This is a genomic window from Lysinibacillus sp. NPDC096418, assembly GCF_044762775.1.
Classification (GTDB): Bacteria; Bacillota; Bacilli; order Bacillales_A; family Planococcaceae; genus Lysinibacillus.
In genome coordinates, this window is record NZ_JBIWEY010000060.1 from 1 (window position 1) to 12,511 (window position 12,511).

General features: G+C 33.2%; 14 protein-coding genes. 8 read left to right on the plus strand and 6 right to left on the minus strand.

Going from position 1 to position 12,511, the window contains the following annotated elements:
* Positions 1–575: 575 nt before the first annotated feature.
* From ACIQZG_RS23790 to ACIQZG_RS23800, 3 genes are all read left to right on the plus strand, one after another.
* The gene (locus ACIQZG_RS23790) at positions 576–836 is read left to right on the plus strand and encodes a hypothetical protein (RefSeq protein WP_402758537.1); all 261 of its coding nucleotides are present in this window, start codon (positions 576–578) and stop codon (positions 834–836) included.
* Between the two features lie 861 nt (positions 837–1,697).
* On the plus strand, positions 1,698–2,114 hold the full coding sequence (locus ACIQZG_RS23795; RefSeq protein WP_402758539.1) for a YhfM domain-containing protein: 417 nt from the start codon (positions 1,698–1,700) through the stop codon (positions 2,112–2,114).
* 99 nt (positions 2,115–2,213) lie between these two features.
* A complete protein-coding gene (locus ACIQZG_RS23800) occupies positions 2,214–2,411 on the plus strand; it encodes a hypothetical protein (RefSeq protein ID WP_402758541.1) in 198 nt (65 codons plus the stop codon).
* A gap of 189 nt (positions 2,412–2,600) precedes the next feature.
* Here the strand turns inward: ACIQZG_RS23800 and ACIQZG_RS23805 are convergent, their stop codons facing one another.
* Together ACIQZG_RS23805 and ACIQZG_RS23810 are read right to left on the minus strand one after the other, a co-directional pair.
* A complete protein-coding gene (locus ACIQZG_RS23805) occupies positions 2,601–3,113 on the minus strand; it encodes a hypothetical protein (RefSeq protein WP_402758543.1) in 513 nt (170 codons plus the stop codon).
* Between the two features lie 470 nt (positions 3,114–3,583).
* Positions 3,584–4,012, minus strand: a complete 429-nt coding sequence (locus ACIQZG_RS23810) for a hypothetical protein (protein ID WP_402758545.1) — start codon at positions 4,010–4,012, stop codon at positions 3,584–3,586.
* Between the two features lie 794 nt (positions 4,013–4,806).
* Here ACIQZG_RS23810 and ACIQZG_RS23815 point away from each other — a divergent pair.
* Positions 4,807–5,568, plus strand: coding sequence for a glycosyltransferase (locus ACIQZG_RS23815; protein WP_402758546.1), 762 nt, complete (start codon positions 4,807–4,809; stop codon positions 5,566–5,568).
* A 376-nt stretch (positions 5,569–5,944) separates the two neighbouring features.
* Positions 5,945–6,307, plus strand: coding sequence for a VOC family protein (locus ACIQZG_RS23820; protein ID WP_402758560.1), 363 nt, complete (start codon positions 5,945–5,947; stop codon positions 6,305–6,307).
* A 407-nt stretch (positions 6,308–6,714) separates the two neighbouring features.
* Here ACIQZG_RS23820 and ACIQZG_RS23825 read toward each other — a convergent pair whose 3' ends face one another.
* From ACIQZG_RS23825 to ACIQZG_RS23835, 3 genes are all read right to left on the minus strand, one after another.
* Entirely contained in the window at positions 6,715–6,939 is a 225-nt protein-coding gene (locus ACIQZG_RS23825) for a hypothetical protein (protein ID WP_402758548.1), read from the minus strand.
* Positions 6,940–7,238: 299 nt separating this feature from the next.
* Entirely contained in the window at positions 7,239–7,505 is a 267-nt protein-coding gene (locus tag ACIQZG_RS23830; RefSeq protein ID WP_402758550.1) for a Parvovirus coat protein VP1-like protein, read from the minus strand.
* Between the two features lie 212 nt (positions 7,506–7,717).
* Positions 7,718–7,984, minus strand: a complete 267-nt coding sequence (locus ACIQZG_RS23835; RefSeq protein ID WP_402758552.1) for a translation initiation factor 2 — start codon at positions 7,982–7,984, stop codon at positions 7,718–7,720.
* An 810-nt stretch (positions 7,985–8,794) separates the two neighbouring features.
* Between ACIQZG_RS23835 and ACIQZG_RS23840 the strand changes: the two genes are divergently transcribed.
* Together ACIQZG_RS23840 and ACIQZG_RS23845 are read left to right on the plus strand one after the other, a co-directional pair.
* On the plus strand, positions 8,795–9,541 hold the full coding sequence (locus ACIQZG_RS23840) for a polysaccharide deacetylase family protein (RefSeq protein ID WP_402758553.1): 747 nt from the start codon (positions 8,795–8,797) through the stop codon (positions 9,539–9,541).
* Between the two features lie 492 nt (positions 9,542–10,033).
* Positions 10,034–10,192: a hypothetical protein gene (locus tag ACIQZG_RS23845; protein ID WP_402758555.1), complete on the plus strand. Its 159-nt coding sequence runs from the start codon at positions 10,034–10,036 to the stop codon at positions 10,190–10,192.
* A 487-nt stretch (positions 10,193–10,679) separates the two neighbouring features.
* On the opposite strand, the gene ACIQZG_RS23850 is transcribed toward ACIQZG_RS23845, so the two are convergent.
* Positions 10,680–10,826 (minus strand): YjcZ family sporulation protein, encoded by a 147-nt coding sequence (locus ACIQZG_RS23850; RefSeq protein WP_402758556.1) that lies wholly within the window; start codon positions 10,824–10,826, stop codon positions 10,680–10,682.
* A gap of 988 nt (positions 10,827–11,814) precedes the next feature.
* On the opposite strand from ACIQZG_RS23850, the gene ACIQZG_RS23855 reads away from it, so the two are divergent.
* Entirely contained in the window at positions 11,815–12,318 is a 504-nt protein-coding gene (locus ACIQZG_RS23855) for a DinB family protein (protein ID WP_402758558.1), read from the plus strand.
* Positions 12,319–12,511: the final 193 nt, after the last annotated feature.

Consider the following 12,511-nt stretch of genomic DNA (forward strand, 5'->3'; position numbering starts at 1 on the left):
AGATCAAAAGCAAGCAACCTAAATTTTAAAAACGTAAGTTTTAAATTAGGAGCAGTCTAAGCTTTTAAAAAAGATGAATTATGAAATTGATTCATTTATAATGGGAATATAAAATTCCTGCTATAGAATGCTTAACTATTCATAGCCTGACAATGGGTTACGTACATTGTCTTCTAAACGGTCCTCAATGGACAGTGTATTATAAGTAAACATTTAGCTAAAAATCAACAATCTAAATTAGAAAAAATCCAAAAGTATTCACTTATCTTTGTAGAATACCTTGGATTTTTTATGCGTTTTTTCTAGTAGTAGTTTTTTTGTTTTGTCCAATATAGCTAGTAGGGCAGATATTAGGTAGAAGTCGTTATTTTTTCTTCTATTAATTTCATCTAAAACACATCGATACCCATAATCGCTACGATATGCGAATCAAGCACTAAAAACCTCAGTAGAGCAAGAAGTACATAATCGTATGAATGCAATAAACAACATCAAATGAATATCCAACTAAGACTGTGGTAATAATATTTCCAAGTATAAAATTAGAAAATTTTATTTAAAAAGGAGTTATTTAGATGACTAAACTGATCACATTTAATGATTATTTGTCTAAAGCAGAAAATGGAGCAAGAGTACTTTTTGATTTTTATGGTTATCGTCTTTTAGATGGAATTAAAGGAGAAACGGCATCGTATTTTATTATGGATTTAAAAAATGATAAAACATATGAAATTTCTCTTTCTGATGCTTATGAATTAATTGCATGTTATTGTGCTGCAGTTGACCGCTACGTTATATTAAATACAATAGAAGACCTAATTTGTAAAGCAGCTTAAATGTAGCTGTAAATAAAAGGTGGAATGAACATCCGGGGACCCTAGTATGACATCCGTTTTTTCTATCATAGTAAATAATCAGCGAATTTTTTACTTAACAATAGAAAAGTTGACGGTTATCCTGTAAAGGGAAAAAATTGTTTAGTTTAAAAGCGTGTAATTAAATAGAAAGAAAAAACTCTGCTTTCAATTAAAAGTAGGGTTTTTTGGCGTTTTAATAGGCTTAGGGATATGTGAAAAATAATCTCTTATTGAAGAAGAATATTCTTTAGTTTAAGTAGAACAACGAAACTTATTCAACAATCGTTCCCTATTGTTGAAGATCACAAAATTTAAAAAGTGACGACTCTATACATACGTTGTAATGAAATAAACTATATTATAAAAAGCACAAATGATTTTGAGCTTTTTAAGTTTTCTTTGACTTTTTAATAAGGGGTGAATAATTACAGAATATAAGGTGATAATTATTAATTAAAGAAGGAGAGATACGATGTTCGATCAAGTTGCGTATTTTATTTTGCAAGCCCTGGTATTGCTAACGGTTTTGGTTGTTGTTGTTGGAATCCCTCTTGGGGATACAGTGTTAAGGAAAAAATAAGACTTCTCCAAATGGTAACGGGTTCAGTTGATGGGAATAAAACAACAAATCACACTTGAATTCGCATTGTTTTTAGCAAACATTTCGACATTTAATACGTATAAAAAATAGCAACTGAATCCGCTCAGTTGCTATTTTTTATTAAGGCTGTTTTCGTACAGTTTTTGGTTTTTTTATAAAAAAGTAATAGTATGTAACTTAAAAAGGGTTTGCTTAGTCCAAGGTCGATAGTAAAATAATGGAATTTGAGGGGTGGATATATGAAAAAAATTATTTTTTTTGTTGTATCATTGTCTTTTATGTCTGTTATTCTTTTTGGTTGCCAATCAAATGATAATAATGGACATTCAGATGTAAATATATCAAAGTTCAGTATCTCTAAATCAAGTGGTTTCGGTAAAGTGAATTCTGATTTTTTTACAGTATATAAAGATAAAGAAACTCTCGATATATTCAAGAATGCTATCTCAAACGCGGTTAAGAGAGAAGGTATAGCGAATATGGCTGAACCTAAATTTGATATAAAAGTCATTTATACAGACGGAAATAAGCAGGGATATCATCAATGGGTAGGGGAAAAAGGACAAAAAAGTACCTTAATGAATGTTAATGATACATACACTATTTATTCCATCTCAGAAGAAATAACTAATCGATTAATTGGTTTAGTTAAATAATATTTCTTTCGAGACCCCTTTCGTTGGGGGGCTTTTCTTATGTATTTCTAAGTATTCCAACTGTTAAATAGTGGTGGTGGTACAGATGTATTAGGTGAAATGATTTACACGATATCTGTACCAAAATATACTAACCCCGCAACGTTTGAAGTGCTTCAAATGGAAGCGTCTGTGTTAGATTTATTTGAGGCGGAAGTGAATACAGTACAATTACGGCAATTTCAATTAAATAACATAACATATACAATCGATTCATTAGGAATCAAACAAGACACATTATACATTTCATTTGGGTAATAAAATAATGCGTATTTTTACATTAGCATTAATTACAAGAAATGTTAAAGAATCTTTGAATTAAAAGAACGACTTTTATAATAAGAGAATGAACAATTTATATTAGTTAATTGATTACTAAACAATATGAGGGGAATTCAGTAAAAACGACATGATAAAGAGGCTATAGCAAAACTATAGCCATTAATATTAACGCATATTATTGATAATTGATGAACGGCTGTCCTGCATTTTATTAATGAAATTTGTCATAATATCAAATGCTTCATTACGTTTATTGCTCAAGCTTTGAAGACGAAGCATCTCCATTTGTTGTGAGTTGCTTAATGAATCGATTTGATTTTTTAAAGTAACAATTTCGTCTGATATTTTTCCAATTTGCATTTCTAGTTCGTTTTTCTTTACTTCATCAGCTGTAGCTTCTTTATCTATTTCTAATAGTAGTTTCTGTGCATTTAATTTGCTTAGTTCTTCATTCATAATTGCTATTTGTTCATTTTTCTTTTGAACTTCTGCTAGTTGTCCTTGTAATTGACTTTCTAATAAATTTACTCTTTCTTGTTGAACCATCTGTAATGCTGTTTCAATATCCATTGAACTAAGATCAACGCTTCCCATTCCAATTATAGCTGCAGATGATTGTCCTGCCCCTGCAAATAATAGACCAACTGCTAATGTGCTACCGATTAAAAGCTTTTTCATCATAAACCCTCCTGATAATAAATGTTTAAGGAATCATTAAAAACTCCTTAGTCGAAAATATAAACTATCAAGGTTAAAATTAGGTTAAAAAATTGGTTTTTTTATATTTTTCTTAAAGTTCAGGCTCTACACTAAAATTTGCGTTTGACAGTGAATTTCACTACAGGCGAACGCGTTCCATGTGCTTACTTATAGTAGCGGTTATTCTACATAAAGCACATAGTTTGCCGATGAACAGAAATTTAAAATCTATTTATTGATTCGGAGAGTACCAAGAGCTAATAAATTGTTAGAAGGATGTATGTATAGTCATACTTTTTGTATTCTTAGGATAGAAAATGCAGGTACAATCAAAGGAAATAGGAATGAAGTGCCAACTTGGTTTCACTAGACTATATATCTTAAAGGGAGTGCCGGAGCATATTTTGTAAAAAAAGGGTCTCGACTAATAAGAAGAGACCCATTTAAAGTTAGCAAGGATTTCTTCGGATAGCGTCAATCTTTCTACAATCTATGATAAGTGGACTATTAGCTGCTCCTGCTTCAAGAAAGAAAGCACAACAGTTTTTCGGATCAAATTTTAAAAAACTAAGCGCAGTGAATACGCCACCACTCGATAAGAATGCATCGATTAAAGTACCAGCTTCGAGTTTCATTAATTGCTTACAAATGCAACCATGGCAGTTATTTTCTTCTTTATGGTCACACTTATCCTTTTTATGACAGCAAGGTTTGTGCTCTTCGCGATGGCATTTCTCTACTTTATGGAAGCATATTTCGATTGGATAGTATTCATCGTCATTGTTATTCCATTTTTCATCAGCGATACTGCATTTATAGGCTTCAGTACATTTATCATAATCCCAATTCATATGTCTTAAATATTTTTTATCTCCCATTTCCAACTTCCCTTCCAAATATTTAATCTAAAGCCAGCGCTAGCCTTACTTCAATAATCTATGTTTTGTAAATGAATTGTGATTGGCAATTTGTCCAGTAAATGATCTAAAAACCTATATTTTCCTAAAAAAAATATCTTTGTATAAAAACCCAAAATACAATAGATTCATATGATAAATGAAATATTAAAGAAATGGTGAAATAGACTTTCGCCTTATGAACAAAACAGCATTACTATAAATTTTTAAAAAGCCATTGAACCTTTGGGTGTTAAAGATTAGCGCGTAATTGAATGATGACATTGCAAAGAGTGATCGTATCCTTCTTATGAAGATTCTTCAATATTGCAGAATTGTTAACGAAACCTTCGATAAGTGATTAATGGAACAAAGAAAAAGCTACAGCATTTGTAGATGCTACAGCCTAGAGAATGTTCATTAATAAAACAAATGAGGACATTTCACTAAAGAACTACTTGCTTTTGAGAGTTAAAAATAAGGCGGATAGCTTTCGATGTGTAGTTTTTTATTGCTATCCCATGTAAAAGTCTAGTTAGTGGTGATGATAAGTACTTAGTGAACCACGAATATTTACAGTGAATGTCATTAAAAGTTAACAATTATGGGAGAAAAAGTAATGATAAGTGCAACAACTCCATATTATAATATAAGGGCTATTACAAGCTACATAACCAGCACATATGTATCAGATGAGCTTTGAATCTAGGCGATAAAGAAGCAAAAGAACGTACATATTGACGTTCTTTTCTATTCCAGAAAGGAGCTAAAGTTGTATGACAGAAGGATATCATTTTTTAAGGGATGCCCATAATGAGCATGTGAAATTCTCCGTTATAATACCTGCTCATAATGAAGAAAATTATATTGGAAAATGCTTAGAGTCAATTCGAAAGGCTTCAGAACCCTTTAAAAATCAAGTCGAAGTCATTGTTGTACTAAATCGTTGTACGGACAGGACGGAAGAAATTGCACAATCATACAATTGCGTTACATTAAACAATAATGATAAAAATCTATCTAAAATTAGAAATGCAGGAGCAGAGATTGCGAGAGGCGAAATCATTATAACAATAGATGCAGATACTCAAATGACAGAGCACTTTCTTTCCACTGTGGAAAAGCAACTTGCTTCGAATAAATACATTGGTGGCGGTGTGAACGGGCAATTTGAAAGAATGTCACTAGGTATACTAGTTTCTACATTATTGCTGATAGTTCCACTGCTTTTTAAATACGGATTTATTTCTGTAGGGATTTTTTGGTGCTATAAAAAAGACTTTATGGAAATTAAAGGATTTAATGAAAATATGCTCATGGCAGAGGACGCAGATTTTGCAAAACGCCTGAAAGAATGGGGTAAGAGAAACGGTAAAAAATACGGTTTAATCAAAAATGGCATGATCACTTCGTGTAGAAGATTTGATCAGCATGGTGATTGGGCTTTACTAAAACGTCCACAACTGATTTTAGCCTATTTAAAAGGAACTGACCGTAAATCTGCAGATGAAACCTATTATGAAAATCAAGGTAGATAATTGAACGGCTTAGAGTTATGGAAAAACAGTGAAATATGTGATGCACTGGTATAATCCCAAAAGTTAAAATATAGAAAGTCACATTCAATCGAGTGTGACTTTTATTATGTATAAATAGCTGTGAGAGGCAAAGTAAGAGAACATTAACGTTAATTTTGATAAAAAAATAGTAGAATTTAAAAATAAACATATTTTAGATGAAAAATGAATTTTGAGGTCTATCACCAAAAGTCGGGGATGACATTTGATTAAAGTACTTATTGTTTTTAAAATGCATGTTGATTGTAGTGGAGGCTGGACGCCTCCTGAAAGCACCCAGACGGAACGGAAATCAACCCCAAGTTATGGTGATGATCCAAATTTAAGGAGTGATTTTATGATTATAGGTTTGCATCATGTTCAAATAACAATTCCAAAGGGTGCGGAAGAGGAAGGGAAAAACTTCTATTGCAATGTTTTAGGTCTTCCAGAAATTGAAAAACCGGAATCACTTAAGGGGCGAGGTGGTTTTTGGCTGCAAGTAGGTAATAGAGAAGTTCATATAGGAACAGAAGATGACTGTGATAGGTTAAAAACCAAAGCACATATTGCTTACGAAGTAGGAGATATATCCTGTTGGAAAAGAATTTTAGAGCGAAAGAGTATAGAGATATTGGATTCGGTTCCGATTCCAAACTTTGAACGTATTGAATTTAGAGATCCATTTGGAAATAGAGTAGAGATGATACAGAAAATTTAATGTTTCAGTGCTAATTTCATCTGCAAACAGAGGCTTTGATTGAATAAGAAAAGGAACTTCTAGTCACATTGGAGTTCCTTTTTTATATACAATATCATAAGTCGAGGATGACATTTGATTAAAGCACGTATCGACTTTAAATGTGTTTTGATTGTAGAGGAGGCTGGACGCCTAACGGAAAGCGCCCAGCAAGTGCGAAAATCGACCACTAGTTATAGTGATGAATCAAAATATGTATTTTTTGTAATTGTTTTTTCGAATAGTAATGTTGATGGGATGTACGTCTATTTGGTTAGACAGTTGATGAAACTATAGAAAAAAGAGTCATGTTGCAAGAATACTGTGAATGATAACCTATTTGAGCAATATCTAATATAAAGAAAAAAACACCCTTGGAGGATGTTTTATTAGGATAGAGGTTGTTGGCTATGGCAAGGTGGGAACCCATTCACATCATGGATCATGTGAAAGTCATACTGTTTCAGGGCAAATTGACTTTGATATAAGTACTCAACCACAAGAAGCTTTCCACCAGATATACCGCACAAAACTCCAGAAGTACCTTGACCGTTTGACAAAGCTATCCCAACAGGCTGACCAATTAAATAACTAACTTTATGTTGCCAGGGCATTTTGTCACTCCTTTTTCGTACATTATATGTTCAAGGTGACGTTAGGTGCCTGTACGGTGCAAGATGAAGAATAACCAACATATTATTTAGCATCATATAGTTTTAGGTGTGTTGATTAACTAATTGTATCCTTTCCTAATAATAGGAAAAGTGATTTCCGCTACGGGCTACTCGCATTCCCGCGGGAAGCTTTGCTCTGCGACAGGAGCACCTCGAGTAGCCCTCCGCTATAATGGAAAAGCTGAGGAATCGCGATAAAAACCATACAATTATTCCTAAATTAACAAGCCTGATATAGTTTAAAAGAAGTTATTACGCCATTTAATAACATTGTAAAACAGTTTAGCATCTCTCCCCATTTTGCTGGAAGGGTTCATTTTCGGTAACAAACATTTTTGAAACATTTCATCACAATACTTGGATCTACCGTATTTTGCATAGCATTCGTCATGTAGCCTACAACAATTGTCCACTGGATTAATTGGTTGACCAGGACCAGAGCAACCTGGACCACAATACCTATAACCAGGATAACAAAAACCTCTTCTCCTACGTCTGTTCATCATTTCACCACTTTTCTAAAATGTTCTAGATACTATAAAATATGTGTGTTTCTTTTTTTAGAAAAGGGTGATGAACCAGTACAATGTAAAAGAAAAGCCGCAGCGTTTGTGGAAGCTGAGGCTTATATTTAAGGCTCACTTTAACTTTATGGATACGGACGTCCTTGGCGATCTGTTGGTGATTCACTGACAATTAAAAATCCATTTGTAATTACTCATTTCAAAATGTTTTTAATTCCTTTTAATTCGGAAATTAATTGATCTATTTGTTTTTGTAGGCTTTCAGCATTATCAAATTGTTCATTCGTGCTTTGAGAACTTTTACTGTTTACATTTTCAAATGCATCAGTGGCAAGCTCTAAAGCAAGTTCAAGTAAGTCGTCGCCTAGTGCAAAAATGGATTCACCGATATTTTTTATTTTGGAAGAATAATTCGTTGGTAATTCAGATGATTTATTTAATTTATTTTTCTCCTCTTTCATGCTCTTCTCCTCCTTACTGCGATAAAAAGCAAAATGGTTTTGCTAGCATTATATGCAGTAGTTATCGGAAAAGAGAATAAATGGAACGTTAACGCAGGTTAATATCATTGGCGGACGAGTATTTAGAAAATGAACAGGTCAGGTTGTAAAGCGATGACCATATGAAGTAAACATACTCAATGTTGTATGAAGGTAATAATTGGTGTGAGGTCTTAAATGAAATAGAAGTTAGCAATTTTAGCAGTTGATGTCTACAAAAGATCACCAACATATGTAAGTGTAAAATTAAAGCAAGCATTTGAAAGCTGTATCTATATTTATGCACCATAAATAAGACGACATTGTAAAACATAACAGTTATAACAGGTGTATTTCATTAATGAATAATTTGAAGAATGGGGAGATTAACTTGGAAAGAAATAAAACAGTAGTGAAAAATGGAATAGGTTTTGGAGCGGTATTAGCAATCACGATTTCATGGAGTGTGAATCATTCAATAATTTGGGCAATAATTCACGGATGTTTAAGTTGGCTTTATGTAATTTATTTTGCTTTGACAAGGTAAAGTATTCGAGATAAAGCATTAAAGTTTTGTTTTACTGTTCGTCTAGTTTGGAGTTATGTTTGTATACAATTACTTTATTTTAGGTTGATGTTATTTATTTATACACATAAGTTTTCATGAGTTTTGTACTACTACCCATGCATAATAAGGTTTTTTACAGAAAAAATGTCTCTTATTTAAAAGTATTTTTTTGATTAGCCAACAAATAATAAAGAGTAAATACTTTATATCTGGGAAGTGGAAATTTGAAAAAGTACTTACTTTTATTACTACCTTTATGTGTATTGGTTTTCACAATATTTTTTGTAAACGAGCGTTCATTCGCGGACAAAGGAAGGCGGTATTATGAAGAAGCAGGACAAATTTTATGGGAAATAAAAACGGATGAGAAGATAGTTGCATTAACGTTTGATGATGGGCCTCATAAAAAATACACACCAGAGATCTTAGATTTATTAGAGAAATACAATGCTAAAGCGACGTTTTTCGTCGTTGGCGAACATGCTGATAAGAACCATGAGTTGGTTTTAAGAATGTATGAAGAGGGTCATGAGTTAGCTATTCATACCTATACACATCCGCTAAGAACAAATGTTCCGAATTTAATGAAAGAAATAAAACGAACACATGAAACTATTTATGGTATTACGGGGTTTTCACCAACTTTATTCCGACCTGTTGAAGGTCAGTATACGGATGCGATGATAGATGCAATTGTCAAAGAAGGCTATAAAGTAGTAATGTGGTCTTGGCACCTTGACACAATGGATTGGAAAAGTCCTGGTGTTTATAAAATTGTAAATACCGTTTTAAAAGGTGTTAGGGAAGGGAGTGTAGTCCTTTTCCATGACGGAGGAGGAAATCGTCAGCAAACCTTAAAAGCCTTGGAAAAAATACTTCCAGAACTTGAAAAGCAAGGCTATAAATTTCTAACCATTTCTGAACTTCTTGAAGTACAAAAAGACAATAATAAAAAACAGGGAAATAAATGAAATCCACAGCAACATTTAAAAGGCTGTAGCATCATCATATGCTACAGCCTTAAAACTGTCATTTTACGGTTTGTCAGTAATGGAATTATATCATAGCATAGACATAGTTGGTCAAGTTAATATGAGTAGAATTTTTAGCGCAATAACATATTTTGGAGCTGGCCAGTGTAGTAATTTTGAAATTGTAGCTGTATTTAGCAATAAGAAGGATCATCACCGAAACTAGTGGTTGATTTCCGTTACGCCAGCATACTTTCCTTGGGGCGTCAGGTAATTAGCTTCACTCGCTTCCAGGGTATTTACCTGTGACGTTGATCCTCAAGGAGTCACACTATCTACCTTTAGGTGAAGAGCTAATAAGAGGACTCTCCACATAATAACAATATGTATGAATTAATAAATGGTTTTAGATTTTCTGCTTTGAGTGCAGCTTCTATTTTTTAAGTATAGTTTAAGTTAACATGGGCAAATTATTTAATGGAGGTGATTAATTTGACAAGAGAGAAGCGAAAGAAAACAGAATTAGACCGAGAAGAGTATGGGGCAGATTTAAGTCCTGATGATTTAGATTTCCGCAGAGATAATGAGCAAACGGAAGAGCAAGTTAAAAATTCAAATGAAGAAAATAAAAACAAAGAAAATAATTGCTAAATAGTCAATAAATGACTAAGAGAATGGAAGTATTAAATGCCACAATCTGCGGATTGTGGTGATTTACAGGACAAAAAATATATTAAAAGAGCAAGAATATTAAAAGATTAGCATCCCATCTTAAATCTCTCATTTTACATAATAAGCAATGTAATTTACACCCTAAAGATTTACTGCAATTAAGAGGAACTTTGCAGTTGAAAAGCTGATTAGAATATTACAATCAGTCATTGTTTTTATCGTTTTATTAGTAGAAAAGTGGGTATTCCAACCATTTTTTACTGGAGGATTTGAGGAAATGGATCACTTCCTATCCAAAGTGACCCAATCCAATAGAACAAAGAGGAATTACTATGCAAAGCGGTGATAGTTAGGACAAGATAATATGGGGAGTATGTTTGAAATGCTGAAGGGTTTAGCGACATCCATTAATTCATTATGGTAATAGAGGTTAAACCTTTATATTTCTACTTGTAAATGGGAAGTATTAGCAATCTTTTTTGATAAAAGTAGCGCCGATAATAATTAGAAGAATGAATAGAACAACGATTAGAGCGAAAGATGAACCCCCACGATAGCCATCGTTTCCTCCTCCGCAGTAGTTATTACAATTTCCTCCATATGAGTATCCCATAAAAACACCCCCCTTTCTATTTATTTTATTCATCATTGAGAAGGAGGGGAGGGCAAAACGTACATATTAGGTATTAAAATTAATTACTGACCGAGATGAGTAAAGAGCGAACGCTCTAAATTTCGCTTTGAAAAGATAGGGTTGTCCACTACTGCTAGACGAACTATACTTGCTTTTAAAGATGGAAATAGGACGATTCAATAAAAATTAGACGCTAAAATTAAATGGATATCTAAAAGATGAGGGGGGGGGGGATGGAGCTATTTTTATTAATTATGGGATTGGTCATTATAGTGGGGATTATCAATGTTTTGCAAAATGAATCACGACATCATGGTAACTAATCAATAAGCCATTCTTATAGCGCTAATACTAATTCAACTGATTTAATGTCAACAGGTGCAATCGTTTCATTATAAAATACAGCTAAATATGATTGTTGGATAATACTTCTAGTTATGGTGATTCATCGTGTGATTAAGGCTTTAAGTCGTTTCTCCTGAGGAGACGGCTTTTTATTTTGACTAAAAATGAAAGGGTAGCATGCAACGCGTGAGGTCGTATTTGCATAATTTGCTACCCCGGATTGTATTATATGCACAAATAGTGTGAAGTCGTAGGACATAGTTGTAAAAATGTAAATAATAAATATGCTAATGGCGATGAAGATACTGCCGTTTATGAACAAGATGGTTACGAATAATTTTTTACAATTGATCAGATAGCCAGAATGACTGACGTAGCTAGGAGAGTGTAATACACGGAGATATGACCTTTTTTGGTTTTGGTTTGATTTTTCTTTAAAACAATAATGACCAGCAAAGCAATACTCGTAGGGCTAGTCATTTTATGGTTATAGGTTTTTTGGCAGGTAATTAGTTGTTTAGCAATCAGATGAATATTAGGTGTTTAAGTATTTAATTAACTTAGGGAGGAAAAGAACAAAAAATAGAGAAAATGTTAATTATAAAACAATGGAGGGGATGTTATGTTCTGTACTTTACAGCACTTTTTTCAATCTTGGGAGTACGAAGCTGAAACTACACAAAGACTACTTAATAATCTAACGGATGAGTCACTTAAACAGGAAATTACATCACAGAATTGGACTTTAGGGCGCATTGCTTGGCATACGGTCGCATCCATATATATTATTGCTTCTAATACAAACTTAAGTTTTGAAGCACAAGCAGAGGATTGGCCTGTTCCGGATTCAGCTCAGACTATCGCAGTCAATTATAAGCAGGCTAATGAAGCGTTTGTGAAAGCGATAAAAACTCAATGGAATGATAGTACATTAGAGGAGCAAGTTTCCTTTTTGGGTAAACAAATACCTATAGGGTCCCTATTAACGTTTTTACTTCAACATCAAAGTCACCACCGAGGGCAGATGACGGTACTTATGCGACAAACAGGATTAACCGTTCCAGGTATCTATGGCCCATCAAAAGAGGAATGGACTAACTTTGGAATGGAAGCTCCAAAAATGTAAACAAAACTAATTAGAATACTGACCATGTGGTAGTGTTGTACAATTCGAATAAGTAAATGAGCGCAACTAAATAAACGAAAAAGACCAAGTATTCACCTTTATGAACTGAACCCCGAATAGTGGACACTTTAAAAAGTGACCCTATTCGGGGTTTTTTGTTCATTTCACAAAAAAATCTCGTTATACTAAATAT